Source organism: Phocaeicola acetigenes, assembly GCF_027529745.1.
In the GTDB taxonomy this organism is placed as follows: Bacteria; Bacteroidota; Bacteroidia; order Bacteroidales; family Bacteroidaceae; genus Phocaeicola; species Phocaeicola acetigenes.
In genome coordinates this window covers 66,107-82,424 of record NZ_JAPZVM010000009.1, presented here as the reverse complement: position 1 = coordinate 82,424, position 16,318 = coordinate 66,107, and the positions used below count along the sequence as shown (strand labels likewise).

Annotated in this window: 15 protein-coding genes and 4 tRNA genes; 6 read left to right on the top strand and 13 right to left on the bottom strand. The window is 41.3% G+C overall.

Features of this window, described 5'->3' with window-relative positions; genetic code table 11:
• Window positions 1-22 precede the first annotated feature (22 nt).
• Window positions 23-1,309 (top strand): TolC family protein, encoded by a 1,287-nt coding sequence (locus O6P32_RS10660; RefSeq protein WP_269878469.1) that lies wholly within the window; start codon window positions 23-25, stop codon window positions 1,307-1,309.
• Window positions 1,310-1,601: 292 nt separating this feature from the next.
• Here O6P32_RS10660 and O6P32_RS10655 read toward each other — a convergent pair.
• The 6 genes from O6P32_RS10655 to O6P32_RS10630 form a co-directional block, all read right to left on the bottom strand.
• Window positions 1,602-1,674 (bottom strand) — tRNA-Gly (locus tag O6P32_RS10655).
• Between the two features lie 9 nt (window positions 1,675-1,683).
• Window positions 1,684-1,766 (bottom strand) — tRNA-Tyr (locus tag O6P32_RS10650).
• Window positions 1,767-1,788: 22 nt separating this feature from the next.
• Window positions 1,789-1,861: transfer RNA gene (locus O6P32_RS10645), tRNA-Gly, on the bottom strand.
• Between the two features lie 8 nt (window positions 1,862-1,869).
• Window positions 1,870-1,952, bottom strand: a tRNA-Tyr gene (locus tag O6P32_RS10640).
• A gap of 52 nt (window positions 1,953-2,004) precedes the next feature.
• Window positions 2,005-2,499, bottom strand: a complete 495-nt coding sequence (ribH, locus tag O6P32_RS10635; protein ID WP_269878467.1) for a 6,7-dimethyl-8-ribityllumazine synthase — start codon at window positions 2,497-2,499, stop codon at window positions 2,005-2,007.
• Window positions 2,500-2,607: 108 nt separating this feature from the next.
• On the bottom strand, window positions 2,608-3,285 hold the full coding sequence (locus O6P32_RS10630) for a tetratricopeptide repeat protein (protein ID WP_178266209.1): 678 nt from the start codon (window positions 3,283-3,285) through the stop codon (window positions 2,608-2,610).
• A gap of 148 nt (window positions 3,286-3,433) precedes the next feature.
• Between O6P32_RS10630 and recF the strand changes: the two genes are divergently transcribed.
• Together recF and O6P32_RS10620 are read left to right on the top strand one after the other, a co-directional pair.
• Window positions 3,434-4,549, top strand: a complete 1,116-nt coding sequence (gene recF / locus O6P32_RS10625; RefSeq protein ID WP_269878465.1) for a DNA replication/repair protein RecF — start codon at window positions 3,434-3,436, stop codon at window positions 4,547-4,549.
• Complete coding sequence (locus O6P32_RS10620) at window positions 4,549-4,839, top strand: DciA family protein (RefSeq protein ID WP_178266207.1); 291 nt, start codon at window positions 4,549-4,551, stop codon at window positions 4,837-4,839. Before recF ends, O6P32_RS10620 begins: the two co-directional genes overlap by 1 nt.
• Here the strand turns inward: O6P32_RS10620 and O6P32_RS10615 are convergent.
• Genes O6P32_RS10615 through O6P32_RS10590 form a run of 6 tightly spaced genes read right to left on the bottom strand, consistent with a single transcriptional unit; the run spans window position 4,814 to window position 10,693 of the window.
• Entirely contained in the window at window positions 4,814-5,380 is a 567-nt protein-coding gene (locus O6P32_RS10615; RefSeq protein WP_269878464.1) for a 5-formyltetrahydrofolate cyclo-ligase, read from the bottom strand. The two genes, O6P32_RS10620 and O6P32_RS10615, sit on opposite strands and share 26 nt — an antisense overlap.
• Entirely contained in the window at window positions 5,361-7,037 is a 1,677-nt protein-coding gene (locus O6P32_RS10610) for a S41 family peptidase (RefSeq protein ID WP_269878463.1), read from the bottom strand. Before O6P32_RS10610 ends, O6P32_RS10615 begins: the two co-directional genes overlap by 20 nt.
• Before the next feature lie 9 nt (window positions 7,038-7,046).
• Window positions 7,047-7,487: a deoxycytidylate deaminase gene (locus O6P32_RS10605; protein WP_178266196.1), complete on the bottom strand. Its 441-nt coding sequence runs from the start codon at window positions 7,485-7,487 to the stop codon at window positions 7,047-7,049.
• A complete protein-coding gene (locus O6P32_RS10600; protein WP_269878461.1) occupies window positions 7,474-7,968 on the bottom strand; it encodes a DUF4847 family protein in 495 nt (164 codons plus the stop codon). Before O6P32_RS10600 ends, O6P32_RS10605 begins: the two co-directional genes overlap by 14 nt.
• Before the next feature lie 4 nt (window positions 7,969-7,972).
• On the bottom strand, window positions 7,973-10,009 hold the full coding sequence (locus tag O6P32_RS10595) for a M3 family metallopeptidase (RefSeq protein WP_269878459.1): 2,037 nt from the start codon (window positions 10,007-10,009) through the stop codon (window positions 7,973-7,975).
• Between the two features lie 6 nt (window positions 10,010-10,015).
• On the bottom strand, window positions 10,016-10,693 hold the full coding sequence (locus O6P32_RS10590) for a Crp/Fnr family transcriptional regulator (RefSeq protein ID WP_178266199.1): 678 nt from the start codon (window positions 10,691-10,693) through the stop codon (window positions 10,016-10,018).
• A gap of 173 nt (window positions 10,694-10,866) precedes the next feature.
• Between O6P32_RS10590 and O6P32_RS10585 the strand changes: the two genes are divergently transcribed.
• From O6P32_RS10585 to O6P32_RS10575, 3 genes are all read left to right on the top strand, one after another.
• The gene (locus O6P32_RS10585; protein WP_178266203.1) at window positions 10,867-11,469 is read left to right on the top strand and encodes a MarC family protein; all 603 of its coding nucleotides are present in this window, start codon (window positions 10,867-10,869) and stop codon (window positions 11,467-11,469) included.
• Window positions 11,470-11,793: 324 nt separating this feature from the next.
• Window positions 11,794-14,070 (top strand): glycoside hydrolase family 20 protein, encoded by a 2,277-nt coding sequence (locus O6P32_RS10580; protein ID WP_269878458.1) that lies wholly within the window; start codon window positions 11,794-11,796, stop codon window positions 14,068-14,070.
• Window positions 14,071-14,081: 11 nt separating this feature from the next.
• The gene (locus O6P32_RS10575) at window positions 14,082-15,545 is read left to right on the top strand and encodes a sulfatase-like hydrolase/transferase (RefSeq protein ID WP_269878457.1); all 1,464 of its coding nucleotides are present in this window, start codon (window positions 14,082-14,084) and stop codon (window positions 15,543-15,545) included.
• An 88-nt stretch (window positions 15,546-15,633) separates the two neighbouring features.
• Here the strand turns inward: O6P32_RS10575 and tpx are convergent, their stop codons facing one another.
• Window positions 15,634-16,137: a thiol peroxidase gene (gene tpx, locus O6P32_RS10570; RefSeq protein WP_178266205.1), complete on the bottom strand. Its 504-nt coding sequence runs from the start codon at window positions 16,135-16,137 to the stop codon at window positions 15,634-15,636.
• Window positions 16,138-16,318 lie beyond the last annotated feature (181 nt).

Here is a 16,318-nt window from a genome sequence, read left to right as displayed (position 1 = left end):
GGTTTTAAATACGTAATTCGAAATGAAAGTGAATAAAAGAAATATAGTATTGAGTTTGATTGCGTGTACATGCCTGGCGCCTGTTTCAGGTCAGCATATATATACGCTTGATGAATGCATCAATTCGGCTTTGAAATATAATGTGAAAGTAAGAAATGCCGAGAATGATCTGGAGATGGCAAAGCATGATAAGAAAGAGGCTTTTACAAAGTACTTTCCGAATATTTCTGCTGTAGGTTCTGGATTTATAGCTAATGAGCCTTTGGTGCAGATGCAAATGTCTCCCGAGGCTAAGATGGAGATGCTGAAGGATGGAATGCTGGGTGGTATTTCTGCTACAATGCCATTGTTTACCGGAGGACAGATTGTGAATGGCAATAAACTGGCCGAACTTGGAGTGAACATGAAGGCATTACAAAAAAAACAGACTGATGATGAAGTTCGCTTGGAAGTAGAAAGATATTTTTGGCAGATAGTGATGCTGAAGGAAAAGCTGAAAACAATCTCTTTAGTAGAAAAACAGCTTGAAAGACTTGAAACTGATGTACAGGCGTCGGTTGATGCTGGAATTGTAACTCGGAATGACTTATTGCAAGTGCAGTTAAAAAAGAATGATGTATTGAGTGGTAAAATTCAACTTGAAAATTCGTTGAATGTTTCATTAAGTCTTTTAGGACAGTACATTGGTGCAAAATCGGATAGTATTGATGTGGCATTTGTGGTAGAAGAACATCTGTCAGAATCACCCCAGACTTTATTTTGTAATCATACTGATGCTGTTGAAAGGACAAATGAGTATGGCCTTTTGAAGCAGAACTTACAGGCAAGCAAGCTTCAATATAAAATGGCTGTAGGCAAGAATCTTCCAACGGTAGCAATTGGTGGCGGACTGGTGTATGATAACTTTGTAATGGGACAGGATCAATCGTTCTATATGGGATTTGTAACTGTATCTGTTCCTATATCAGGATGGTGGGGTGGTACGCATTCTATCAAAAAACATAAATTACAGGTAAAAAACGCAGAAAACCTGTTGAACGATAACAGCGAAATGTTGGTTATCCGAATGCAGAATGTATGGAATACTTTGAATGATTCTTATAGGAAGGCAGAAATTGCGCTTCTTTCAGTAGAGCAGTCTTCGGAAAATTTAAGATTGAATATGGATTATTATTCGGCAGGAACTGCTGCAATGAGCGAATTGCTTGATGCACAAACATTGTATCAACAGAGTCGGGATAAATATGTTGAGGCTTATACAAATTATGAATTAAGTAAAAGAGAGTACTTGCAGGCTACAGGAAGATAGTTTATTGGAGGTAGCTGTAGATAGTAGAATTACGATACTTGTATCATTGGCCTTTGATACAAGTATCGTGTGCTTATGTGACTTGTATCATTCGCTTGCGATACAAGTCGCATTTTTTATGAAACAATGATTCAAAAGGGGGGTAGCTTTGGTCTTAGATGAGTTCTTTTTATGTATGTAGTTTGCAAGTTTTCTGATAAACTGTAGACCTTGAGGTAGTTGTACTATGTAGTATGGTAAGTTATTATATAGAATAAAAAAAGGATTACAAGAAACTTGTAATCCTTTGAAGAGCGGAAGACGGGGCTCAAACCCGCGACCCTCAGCTTGGAAGGCTAATGCTCTATCAACTGAGCTACTTCCGCAATTTTAAGTGGGCAAGGATGGATTCGAACCACCGAAGGCGTAAGCCAGCAGATTTACAGTCTGCCCCATTTGGCCACTCTGGTACTTGCCCAACACAATTTTTCAAAGAAGAGAGCGGAAGACGGGGCTCAAACCCGCGACCCTCAGCTTGGAAGGCTAATGCTCTATCAACTGAGCTACTTCCGCAATCTCAGTGGGCAAAGATGGATTCGAACCACCGAAGGCGTAAGCCAGCAGATTTACAGTCTGCCCCATTTGGCCACTCTGGTATTTGCCCATTCGCAATCTTAAGTGTTAGTGTTTCTCTCAATTGCGATGCAAAGGTACAACTATTTTTTTAATTTGCAAACAAAATCGATCATTTTTATTGCAGTAATTGCACATTCATCTCCCTTATTGCCTAATTTTCCACCTGCACGGTCTTCTGCCTGCTCCATATTATTGGTTGTAATCAGTCCGTAAATCACTGGGACATCGGTTGTTGCATTCAGATGTGCAATGCCTTGGGTAGTTCCTGCACATACATAATCAAAATGTGGAGTATCTCCGCGAACTACGCAGCCGATAGCGATTACTGCATCCACTTTTCCGCTTTTTATCATTTGTGCCGAACCATATGTCAGTTCGAAGCTTCCCGGAACTGTTTGAACAAGGATATTTTCTTCTTTTGCTCCATGCTTTTTCAAGGTGTTTACTGCTCCATTGAGCAAAGCTCCGGTGATGTTGCTGTTCCATTCGGATACAACAATGCCAAAACGCATGTTTGAAGCATCAGGCACAGAGTTGAAATCGTAATCTGATAGGTTGTGATAAGCTGTTGCCATATATAAAAGATATTTGGAAAAATAAAATGAGAAATTGAGAATGGAAAAGCAGAAGGAAAACCTTCTCTTTTTCCGATTCTCAATTTCTCATTCTCAGTTTATAATATTTTATTTAATAGAAGCTCGTTCGATATATTTATCAATATCCATTGCCTGATAAGAGTTGGCATATTTAGTTTTGATTTGCTTGTAAGCTTCTACTGCTTCTGCGTTCTTACCCTGTTTTTCCAGGATCTGTCCAGCCTGCAGCAAATATATAGGACTCAGTGATACGCTGTTTGCTTTGTCGGCAGCTTTTAATAAAGTAGCAGCAGCTTTGTCTAACTGACCAACCTGAGCATAGCAGTTACCCAAAGTTCCAATGATAGCCGGAGCTACGAAATAGTCGTCTGCACTGAATTTATCCAAGAATTTGATGGCATCTTCGTATTTGCCCAACTGAGCATAGCAGATTCCGGCATATGCATTAGCCAAGTTTCCTGCATCAGTTCCGCTGAATTCGTCTGCCAATTTCACGAAACCTGCATAACCAGTGCTGTCGCCATTCAAGGCAATTTCATAGTTATCAGCTCCAAAATATTGTTCACCCTTGAAAATAGCTTCTGCAGCTTTCAGTTCTTTCGGTGCGGAAATAAAGTGTTTGTAACCCAATACACCGGCAACTACTACTACAATTGCTGCAACGATGCCCAACAATAGATTTTTGTTCTTAAGAAGGAATGCTTCAGAAGTGCTCAATGCTTCATCTACATTCAAAGGATCTTGAGTGTGTTTTTTTTCAGTCATTTTTATATTCGTTTTATTATTTTTCTGTTATAGACCTATTTTGGTCAGCAAAAGTAATTTATTTCTATATATAAATGAAATTTGAAGACATGTTTTTTTTCAATCTTCCTTTTATTCGTATTTTTGTCTTTCGAAATAGATTGAATTTATGTGGTTGAAACGCATCTCGATATTAAGTTATAAAAATTTAGAAGAAGTTGAACTGTCTTTTTCCCGTAAACTGAACTGTATCATTGGTAAGAATGGAATGGGAAAGACAAACCTGATGGATGCAGTATATTATCTGTCGTTCTGTAAGAGTGCAACGAATCCTATCGATTCCCAAAACATACAACACGGACATGAGTTTTTTGTGATACAGGGTTTTTATGAGACAGATCATGGAGAGCCCGAAGAGGTGTATTGTGGATTGAAGCGTAAACAGAAAAAACAGTTCAAGAGAAATAAGAAAGAATACTCCCGTCTGTCCGATCATATCGGTTTGATTCCTCTGGTAATGGTTTCTCCTGCCGACTCTATATTAATAGGTGGAGGAAGTGAAGAACGTCGCCGGTTTATGGATGTGGTGATTTCTCAGTTCGACCGTGAGTATCTGGATGCACTGATTCGTTACAACAAGGCTTTGCAGCAGCGGAATACACTGCTGAAGGCGGATATGGAGCCGGATGATGAGCTGATGCTGGTTTGGGAAGAAATGATGGCTGCTGCAGGTGCTGTGGTGTATCGCAAGCGGAAAGAATTCATAGATGAATTTATTCCGGTCTTTCAATCGTACTATTCTTATATTTCTCAAGACCGTGAGCAGGTCAGTCTTTCTTATGAATCGCATTTGGAGCAGGCCGATCTTCTGACTTTGTTGAAGGAGAACCGTCAGCGCGACCGTATCATGGGGTATTCTTTAAAGGGGGTACATAAAGATGATCTGATTATGAAATTGGGTGAATTCCCGATTAAAAGAGAAGGTTCGCAAGGTCAGAACAAAACATATCTGATTGCGTTAAAACTGGCTCAGTTCGATTTCCTGAAGCGTACGGGAAGCCAGACCACTCCTTTAGTATTGCTGGATGATATATTTGACAAACTGGATGCTTTGAGAGTAGAGCAGATTGTGAAACTTGTTTCAGGAGATAATTTCGGTCAGATTTTCATTACCGATACGAATAGGGAACATTTGGATAAAATATTGCACAAGTTAGACGGTGATTATGCCGTGTTTGAGGTAGAAAGCGGAACGGTAGTGGAACGTAGCAAAGAAGAAAACTAATGAAGCGGAATAATACAGAGCAGATAGGTGATGTGATACGGAGGCTCTTGCGTCAGCAGGGATTGGAAACACCTTTGAACGAATATCGGTTGGTCGATGCATGGAAAGATGTAGTGGGGGAAACAATTACTCGCTACACCATGAATCTGTATATAAAGAATCAGACGCTTTATGTGCAACTTTCTTCTTCTGTGCTTCGCCAGGAACTGATGATGGGAAGAGAACTTCTGGTACGTAGCTTAAACGAGAAGGTCGGTTCCCAGGTTATTGTGAATATTGTGTTTTGCTGATACATCCGTTTTCGGTCCACACTTCATCCATTAAAATGTCAAAAGGTTCTGTAGGAAGTAGGGGAGCTACCTGAAACTGAAAACAGATACCTATTTTGTAAGCCGACAGTTGGGGTAAAAGCCGGTCGTAATATCCTTTCCCACGTCCCAGCCGGTTTCCTTCCCTGTCGAAAGACACTCCGGGGATGATTGCCAGTTCTATGTCATTATAATTGGTCAGTCTTCTGCCGTTGGGTTCTTCTATTCCATAAGCCCCCTTTTTCAGACTGTCCTTTCCTTCATAAAAGCGCAACTCCAGATCATTCCCTTGTACTACCGGAAGGATAATATTCTTCGATTTACTCCATCGTTCTACAAATGCCTGGGTCTGTACTTCATCGGGAAGAGCATAGTACATGAGTACGATTTTCGCCTGGCAAAAAACCGGATGGTCTTCCAGTTTCGAAAGCAAACTGGAAGACCATTGGGTTAATTGTGCAGAAGTATATGTCTTTTTCTTTTGCGCAATCAGTGTGCGCCATTCACGCTTTGTTACTGTCATTTTTTTCCTGAGCTACGTTTTCTGTATTTTCTTCCGGAGCTTTAGGGAAAGATTCTCCTTTTTCAAGCACTTCTATTGCTTTAAGCACTGTATTGTCACTTAAGTTCATATATTCAGTATAGGCTTCTATACCCAACATGTTGTATATGATGTTTCCGTAAAGACTCAGCTCAAAAAGATTTTTGGCCTTATACAGAAGGATATTGCGGCGTTTTAATCCTTTCTTTTCTGCAAAAGATGCGAACTTATCCAACAGTCCTTGAGTTTTCAAGAATTTTTCCATCTCTGCGGCTGTGGTATATTGCTGCAGTTTAGTGCGGTTCTGGTCTGTATATTCGAATGAGTAACGGATAATAAGTCCGCGGGTTGCAGCAGTTCTGAAGTAAGAATTCATACCAATGGTATCTTGTGGAACAAAGATATCCGGCATGATACCTCCTCCTCCGTATACAGGTCTTCCCAGACTGGTATGATAGATTTCCTTTTCATTCTGTTTGATGCTGTCGGCAGAGAAGAACTCACCGTGCTCGTATCGGGTAAGAATATCCAGTTCGTATTCTGCTTCTTTTCCTTTTTCATAAGGTTTCTGTATGCAGCGTCCCGAAGGAGTATAGTAGCGTGCAATAGTCAGGCGGATGGCCGATTTATCGCTGAACTCAATAGGCTGCTGTACCAGTCCCTTTCCAAACGAACGGCGGCCGATGATGGTTCCTCTGTCGTTGTCCTGAATGGCTCCGGCAAAGATTTCACTTGCAGAAGCAGAACCTTCGTCCATCAGTACAATAAGCGGCATATCCTGACTGCTTCCGGTTCCGTTGGAACTGTAGTTTTCACGTGGCGATTTTCTTCCTTCTGTATACACTATCAGTCGGTTGTTTGGAAGGAATTCGTTGACCATCTGTATGGCTGCAGCCATATATCCTCCTGTATTTCCGCGTAAGTCGATAATTAATCCCTTGCAGTTTTCCTGATTCAGTTTGGCCAGTGCAATCAATAATTCCGGATAGGTTGTTTCTCCGAATTTATTTACTTTTACATAACCGAATTTATCGTTTACCATATAGGCGGCATCGATACTTTTTACAGGAATGTCTCCGCGTACTACAGTGAAATGTAACAGTTCTTTTTCTCCCGGACGGTATATTCCCAGTTTTACTTTACTGCCTTTTTCACCTTTCAAGCGTCTCATCGACTCACTGTTGGTTACAATTTTACCTACAAAAGCCGAGTCATCTATTTCTACGATACGGTCGCCTGCCATCAGTCCTATTTTTTCAGATGGACCTCCTTTTATCACACTGTTGATGTGAATAGTATCGTCCTGAATGGTAAACTGCACTCCAATTCCACTGAAGTGGCCTTTCAAGTCGGCATTGACAGCCTCCAGATCTTTTGCCGGAATATAAGATGAGTGTGGGTCCAGTTCAGATAAAATCTGTGGCATGGCTTCTTCTACCAGATTGGCCATGTCTACAGTGTCTACATACTGGTCTTCGATGATACGCAATAATGCATTCAGTTTGTTAGACGAAGTATTGATGATACCTAATTTATTACCGGAAAAATGGTCGGCATAAAAGGTACCGATACCTATACCGGCAATCAGACATACTGCCAATAGCAGGGGTACAAAACGGTTTTTACTATTGTTTGTCATAACTTCAATTTATTCATTTTCATTCAGATTGAGATAAACCAACTCTATGTTTGCGCGTCGGAGTAAATCCAAGCCTTCTTCCAGACGGTATTTTTCTGCATATACTACTCGTTTGATGCCTGCTTGTATAATCAGTTTGGCGCATTCTATGCAAGGCGAAGCCGTTACATAGAGTGTAGCTCCCTCACTGCTGTTTCCAGAACGTGCGATTTTGGTAATAGCATTGGCTTCTGCGTGAAGTACATAAGGCTTTGTCACTCCATTGTCGTCTTCGCATATGTTTTCGAATCCGGCTGGGGTACCGTTATACCCATCAGAGATAATCATCTTGTTTTTGACTATCAATGCTCCGACTTTCCGGCGGGCACAATACGAGTTCTCCGACCAGATGGTGGCCATACGCATGTAGCGTTTGTCAAGTATTTCCTGTTTGTTTTCAGTTGTTCCCATTTTGCTTAATGTGTGTAAATTGAATGCAAGTAGTACGTTCTTGTGGAGCCAGTCTCAGCATTCCGCTGTCTCCCTGATAGAAACGGGCTCTTTCCAAAGTTTCTATAAATTCTTTATTTCGTCCTTCTACTTTGTTGGTAGAAGCTTTAAGACGTGTAATGGAAACAGAACGGTCTTCTCCGTTGGCCTGCCAGTATCCGGTGAAAGTTGCGTTCTGCATATTCCCTTCCAGTGTTCCGTCGTCCTTGAATGTGATATTGAACTGCTGAATAACTTGAAGTTCCTGCACGTTGGTTATAACCGGACGTGCATCTCTGTCGTTGTTAGAGTCCCAGTTTACACCGGTATAATAGTTTACTACATACCATGTTCCCCGGCTGACAAAAATCTCATTGACATCGTCTTCGTTGTTGCAACTGCTTAACAGGATAGGCAATGTCAGCAAAAGATAAATACTATATTTTAGGAATGTCTTTCTCATATATTTATTGTATACCGTTTCGTTTTAATAAAGCCTGTATGGTGGGTTCTTGTCCCCGGAAACGTTTGTATAGTGTCATCGGATGTTCTGTTCCTCCTTTCGACAAAATATTGTCACGGAACGATTGTGCTACTTCTTTATTGAAGATTCCTTTTTCCTTGAATACCGAAAAAGCATCAGCATCCAATACTTCTGCCCATTTGTAGCTGTAATATCCGGCAGAATATCCGCCAGACATGATGTGTCCGAACTGTACACTCATACAAGTTTCTTCGCACTGAGGCAATACCTGAGCACGTTTCCATGCTTCTTTTTCATACTGCCTTACATCTCCGTCGAAGGCTGTGCGGCGTGTATACCAGGCCATATCCAGCAGACCGAAGCTGACTTGACGCAGGCAGGCATATGCCACATTGAAATTGGATGCATCAATGATACGCTGCAGCAGTGCTTCCGGCATAGGCTCCTGTGTCTGATAATGGCAGGCAAAGGTGTTCAGGAAATCTTTCTCGATAGCAAAGTTCTCCATAATCTGCGAAGGCAACTCTACGAAATCCCAATACACATTGGTTCCACTCATACTCTGGAAACGGGTATTGGCAAACATACCGTGCAGGGCATGTCCGAATTCATGCAAGAAAGTATTCACTTCCGAGAATGTCAGCAGTGCCGGCTTGTCGGGTGTCGGTTTGGTAAAGTTCATGGTTACCGCTACATGAGGGCGACTGTTGGTCCCGTCTTCCTCTATCCACTGCTCTTTATAGTTGGTCATCCATGCTCCGGAGCGTTTGCCTGCACGCGGGTGGAAGTCGGTATAAAGAACTGCCAGAAAACTGCCGTCTTTATCGAATACTTCGTATGCCTGTACATCCGGATGATAGACCGGTATATCCTTGTTTTCTTTGAAAGAGATACCATATAGGCGGGTAGCCAGTCCGAATACCCCTGCTTTTACACGGCTCAGTTCGAAGTAAGGACGAAGCTCTTCTTCGTCTAAGTTGTATTTTTTATTTTTCAGCTTTTCGGCATAGTAAGAAAAATCCCATGGCATGAGAGTGAAATCGTTTCCTTCCATATCCCGGGCTAATTCTTCGATTTCTTTTACTTCTTTCTTCGCCTGTGGTGTATAGGCCTCAAGTAATTGGTCCAGCAGGCGATACACATGTTCACTGTCTTGTGCCATTCGTTTGCGCAATACATAGTCGGCATAATCTGTATATCCCAACAGCTGTGCCAGTTCCATGCGGAGGTTGACCAATTGTTTTACAATCTCCAGATTGTTCTGATCGTTGTGATGAGTACACTGCGTATTGTATGCCATATACAGCTCTTTACGCAAATCTCTGCACTCGCTGTACTTCATAAACGGCACATAGCTGGGAGCCTGTAGCGTAATCACCCATCCTTCCTTACCCTTTTCCTGGGCGGTAAGTGCTGCCGATTCAATCAGACTCTCTGGCAGTCCTTTCAGCTGCTCTTGAGTCGTCAGATGAAGTTCGTAGTTGTTGGTCTCTTTTAAATGATTTTGTGAGAACCGTAGAGTCAGTGTACTGAGCTCTGTGCTGATTTTACGGTATTTAATCTTTTCTTCATCATTCAGGTTGGCGCCGTTCCGGATGAAACCGTCGTATGTTTTCTCCAGCAGACGGGCTTCTTCTGCAGTCAGAGAAAGTGTATCTTTCTGCTCGTAGACCTGTTTGATGCGTGAGAATAAATTTTCGTTCAGACTGATATTGTTGCTATGCTCCGACAGTTCCGGCATGATTCTTTCGCCGATGGCATCCAGTTCGTCGCATGTTTCCGCACTCATCCGATTAAACAATACGGTCGTCACACGGTCGAGCAGTTGTCCGCTGTTGGCCAATGCCAATATCGTGTTTTCGAATGTCGGTTTTTCCGGATTCTCAACAATCTCTTTAATCTGTCTGTCTTCCTCCTCAATTCCCTGTTTGATAGCAGGTTCATAGTCTTCCAGTCTGATTTCATTGAAAGGAATCGTTTGATGAGGAGTTGTATAATGATGTAGAAAAGGATTCTGCATATTGTATTAAGTATATTGTTCAATTAATTTTTCCAATGCCGGAATGTGTATTTCCTTACGTTTCAGTTGTATAAGTCCTTCTTCCTGAAATTTGTTCAGTACTTTTGATACGTTGATTCGTGTGTCATCAATCAACGTAGCAAGGTCTTCCATTTTGATTTGCAATGTCTTTTCTCCTGCAGGCTTGGTACAGCGTAATTGCAGGAAGTTGGTTATTTTTTCAGCCGTATTTCCAATGTGAGTATCCCACAGTTTACGATATACGTTTTGAGCCCGGTTGCTTATTACATTGAGGTAGTTCAACTGGAAGATTTCATATTTGTTCAGTTCTGACAAAACATACGATTTGTTGAACGAGACGGTACTGATATCTGTCTGGGCATGATAAGAAGCTGTATATTGAGGAAACATACCGAACAGGGAATAAGGCTCTATAACCTGCGGACTGTCGAAGGTTTCATATAAAACATACCCGTGTTCGTTGTCTATGGACTTTGCATAAACGGTTCCCTGAAGTATAAAAATGAGCTGCTTGCAGGCTTTTCCCTGTTGAGCTATGCAACTTCCGGCCGGATATTTGTTAAACTCGAATCTGACTTTTTCCAATATAGAGGTAAAGTCTTCTTGACATAACCCTTGGAACAGAGGGAGCTGCAAGAGTTTGTCATACATGGTTATTTCCATAAAACGTTAACTTTATTAAGTTATCTTTTAACACACAAAATTAGACATTCTTTTTATTATAGGTGACGTTTTTTATTTTTTTATTGTTTCTTACCGTCTGATAATATTGTTTCTTTGTTTTGGAAGATTAAAATTTTGAATAACTTTGTGTGATTCATTTTTAAGGATAAAAAATTATGGCTGGATTTGATTTTCAGGAATTGATAAGTGCATTTATTGTGCTGTTTGCCGTACTGGATATTATAGGTGCAATTCCTATTATTTTGGACTTAAAGCAAAAGGGGCGTTCGGTCAATGCGTTGAAGGCTACATTAATAGCCTTGGCTTTATTGCTTGGATTCTTTTTTGCAGGTGATATGATGCTGAAACTGTTTCAGGTAGATATTGCTTCGTTTGCCATAGCCGGTTCTGTAGTGTTGTTTCTGATGGCACTTGAAATGATTCTGGATATTGAGATTTTCAAGAATACGGGACCTATCCAGGAAGCCACATTGGTGCCTCTGGTCTTCCCGTTGCTGGCGGGTGCCGGTTCGTTTACTACTTTGTTGTCGTTGCGCGCAGAGTATGCATCCATTAATATCATTTTAGCCTTGCTTCTGAATATGGGTTGGGTATATATAGTATTGAAAATGACAGACCGTATTGAGCGTATTCTGGGAAAAGGAGGAATTTATGTGGTACGTAAGTTTTTCGGTATCATCCTGTTGGCAATTGCAGCCCGCTTGTTTACGGCAAATGCCACTTCGCTGATAGAACAGTTTCAGATGATAAAATAAAGGATTGGTCTTTCGTCTGATCCGGAAAGAATAAATATAGGCTATGGTTGTATATGATTCCGATACGGGAAATAGCCTTCATTCAACGCCGTCGGCTTTATAGCCGGCACCGTCGTCTTCACAATCAGCGGTGTCGGTTATAAAGCCGACGGCGTTGATTGTCTGTGGATATTTATGACATAATCCATGCTTCTTGATGGATGAAATTTGTCGGTCATGAATTATTTTATGTATACGGATGCGTAGTAGGGGAGTTATAGTTGTTAAATAGATAGTGCTGCCAATACAGGCGGTATATGTAAATGGAAATTTTTAATAGATATTATGAAAAAACGAGACATCTTTAGAGGGGTATTGTGTGCTGCGGGATGCCTGCTTACATTAAGTTGTGTTTCCGAAAAGGAAAAACCATCTTATATAGAAATTCCCAAGGCTTTGTCTATGAATGTAAAAGGGGGAAATCCGTTTGTGTTGACCGAAGAAACTGAAATTGTAATACCGTCTGAACTAAAAGACTGGCAGGCAGGAATTTCTGTATTCAACAGCAGTCTGAGGAAACTGACAGGAGATACTTTGGCTGTGGTCGGCAGTTCTTCATCGGCTTCTGCAGTTCTTTTAAAGCATAATCCTGAATTGCCTTCCGAGGGATTCCGGTTGCATGTAAATGCCGATGAGGTGCGTATTGAAGCTGCCGATGCTGCAGGTGCTTTTTATGCACTTCAAGTGTTAAATCAATCTTTGCTACTGCAAAAGCAAGCACCTTTTACACTGCCTGCGGTTGATATACAGGATGGTCCGGAAATGAAGTACAGAGGAGCAATGCTGGATGTAAGCCGTCATTTCTTTACCGTAGAGCAAGTGAAACGTTTCATTGATTTGCTGGCTGTTCATCGCTTGAATTATTTCCATTGGCATCTTACCGACGATCAGGGATGGCGTATGGAAGTAAAGAAGTATCCCAAGCTGACAGAAGTGAGTAAAGAATTCTATACACAGGAAGAGATAAAGGATGTGATTTCGTATGCCAAGCAGCGTTTTATTACAGTCGTTCCCGAGATCGATTTGCCGGGACATACTACAGCTGCACTGGTTGCATACCCTCAGTTAGGTTGTACTGGAGGTCCTTATACAATGACAACAGATAAAGGGGGAGTGCACAAGGATGTACTATGTATGGGAAAAGATTTTTCTTATCAGTTTGCCAAGGATGTACTGGCTGAGGTGGCAACTTTGTTTCCTTCTCCCTATATACATATCGGAGGAGATGAAGTTCCTAGAGACCGCTGGAAACAATGCCCGGATTGCCAGGCTGCCATAAAAAAATATCATTTAAAAGCGACCAAAGAACAATCGGCCGAAGATTTGCTGCAAGGGGAATTTAATGTGCAGATGGCTGCTTATCTTAAAACTTTAGGAAAACAGATGGTAGGTTGGGACGAAGTTCTGTCGGACAATATAGATCCTTCTACTATTATTATGTCGTGGAGAGGATTAAATCAGGGATTTAAAGCTTTGAAAAAAGGTCATCCGGTAATATTCTCGTCGACTGGTCATTTTTATTTCAACAATTGCCAGGCGGAAGATGCGGCTAACGAGCCTCTGTCTACCGGAGGATTATTGCCGATGCAGACCGTTTATGAAGCTCCACTTGTTTTGCCGGAAAGTGTTGCCGGTCGGGATACGCTGGTCTTGGGTGCCGAAGCTTGCCTATGGACTTCGCATGTGGACAATGATCAGCTGCTGGATTATATGATGTTGCCGCGTTTGGCAGCCTTTTCTGAGGTCACTTGGACCGGAAGTCGAAGGGGAGGATATGCAGACTTTTTGAATCGTCTTCCACATATGCTTGAGATTTATGAAAAGATGGGATTTGGATATGCTCCTCATTTCTTTGGAATAAAGGCCTCTTATGCTCCCGATGCAGAAAAGAATCAGCTTTTTGTCACGCTGAACAGTGTGGAAGGAAGTACTATTTATTATACGCTCGATGGTACTGTGCCCGATAAAAATTCACAAGTGTATCAGTCGCCTATTGGTATAGAAGAAAGTTGTACGTTGAAGGCTGTAGCCTATACTCCTTCTGGATTGTGCAGTGATTTGCTTCAGAAAGAGGTGAAGGTAAACAAGGCGACTTTTAAGAAAATTACTTTGCAGACAACTCCTGAAACACGTTATGCCGGAGAAAACGGAAAGGTATTGGTGGATGGAGTACGGAGTCAGCCGTTTCATACTACCGGAATGTGGGTAGGTTATCTGGGCAAACCGATGGAAGCGGTGATCGATATGGAAGAGAAACAAAATGTGACACAAGTCGTTTTATCTTCGCTCACAGATATGGGGTCGTATATCATGGGTATCAGCAAGGTCGAGATTTATGCATCGGATAATGGGGAAGACTTTACCTTGCTGACAGAAAATACTTATAAAGCTCCGGAGGCTAAGATGCAGGGAAAGAAAATAGAAAATCTGACTTTGAATTTCTCTGAAACGCAAGCACGTTTTATCAAAGTTGTTGCTCGTGGTTTTGAGGCTTTGCCCGAAGGACATTCGGGAGCCGGACAACCGCCTTTCCTTTTTGTAGACGAAATAGAAATCAATTAATATATATACTTATGAAAATGAAATCTTTGCTGTCTGTGTCTTTGGCATTGACAGCCTTAACTTCCTGCCAGGAACAGAAATCGGATAAACCTAATATTTTGTTTATTCTGGTAGATGATATGCAGAGCGATGCCATTGCTGCATTGGGAAACAAGGATGTGTATACTCCTAATATTGATAAGTTGGTTCATGAGGGGGTAAATTTTACGCGTACTTATACGAATGGAGCTTTATGTGGAGCATTGTCTATGCCTAGTCGGGCTATGCTGATGACGGGGCGTGGAGTATTCGAGGTACAAAGTGACGGTATGAAAATACCGGAAAATCAGATTACTTTGCCCGAACAGTTGCAAAAGAATGGATACCGTACATTTGCTACGGGAAAATGGCATGCGGACAAGGCTTCTTTCGGACGGTCGTTTTCCGAAGGTGAGAATATATTCTTTGGTGGAATGCACCCTTATGAAATGAATGGGCATTGTGAGCCTCGTTTGCACCATTATGATCCGGAAGGAAAGTTCGATGAAGAGCCGTTTGTGGGAAAGGAGTTTTCTTCCAAAATGTTTGCAGATGCTGCAGTAGACTTCCTGAACAGCACTTCTGATAACAAGCAACCTTTTATGGCTTATGTGGCATTTACTTCTCCGCACGATCCTCGTATCTCTTTGCCTGATTATGGAAAGAAGTATTTGGATGGTGACGTATCTGTTCCGGATAATTTCTTGCCTGAGCATCCGTTTGATAATGGGGAATTACAGATTCGTGATGAAATGGTGTTACCTGCTCCTCGTACTCCCGAACAGTTGAAACACGAGTTGGCTTTGTATTACGGCATGGTGAGCGAGGTGGATGTACAGATTGGCAGGGTACTGGAGGCTTTGGATGAAAGTGGAAACCGTGAAAATACAATTATTGTATTTGCTTCGGACAATGGATTGGCTATGGGGCAGAACGGGTTGATAGGTAAACAGAGTCTGTACGATCATAGTGTAGGAGTACCCATGCTGATTATCGATCCGCGTAAGCCACAGCAAGGAAGAAAAACAGATGCTTTATGTTATTTGTATGATTTATATCCTACTTTATGCGAACTGGTAGGGGTAGAAATTCCTTCATCTGTGACAGGGCGTTCTTTGAAACCTGTTTTGGATGATAGTACTGCACAGCATAGAGAGGATCTGTTCTTTATTTATTCAAATCAGCAGCGTGCGCTTCTTAAGGAGAATTACAAATACATTATCTATAATGTAGAAGGTAAGATTACAGAGCAACTTTTTGATTTGAAGAATGATCCGGGAGAATTGGTCAATCTGGCAGAGACGGAAAAAGAAAAAGCTCAGGCTTATAAAGCATTGCTTAATCAGAGAATGCAGGAGAACCATGATTTCTGTAATCTGGATAATCCATTATGGTGGAAAGATGCTCATAAGCTGACATGGGAAGAATGTCAGACTCTTTATTTGTTTGATAAATAACAATAAGGAAGTACCGACAGACTGATATGGATATAAACTAAATAAGTTAGGGAAGCATTTTGATCACCCTAACTTATTTAGTTTTTTATTATTTCTGTATTGCGGCTAATGCTGCATCGTAATTAGGCTCTTGTGTGATTTCTGGAACCAGTTCGGTGTAGATTACCTTACCTTCCGGATTGATGATGACTACTGCACGAGCCAATAATCCGCAAAGCGGACCATCTGTCATTAAAACACCATATTCTTTGCCAAAGTCCGATGTATAACGGAAGTCGGACAGTGAAATTACATTTTCTATGCCTTCAGCCGTGCAAAAACGACTTTGTGCAAAAGGCAGGTCTTTCGAAATAGCTAATACTACTGTATTGGGCATTTGCGTAGCCAGTTCATTGAACTTGCGTACAGATGCAGCACATACTCCGGTATCCATACTTGGGAATATGTTAAGTACTATGTTCTTGCCTTTAACGTCGTGTAATGATAAACTGCTTAAATCCCCTTTTACTAATGAGAAATCTGGAGCAGTGGCTCCTACTTCAATAAATTTTCCTGCTAAATTTACGTGAGTTCCTTTGAATGTTGTTTCCATATTGGTATTATTTTCTATTTGTGATATTGTTTCTTTATAGTTATTGGGTTGTGCTTTTAAATAAAATGTAGCGCATAAAATGGCAACTATGCCTGTAATAAATCTTTTTTTCATACTTGTTGCTATTTAGAATATGTATAGATAACAACGGCAAATTCGAAAATGTTCATTTAAAAAGGTC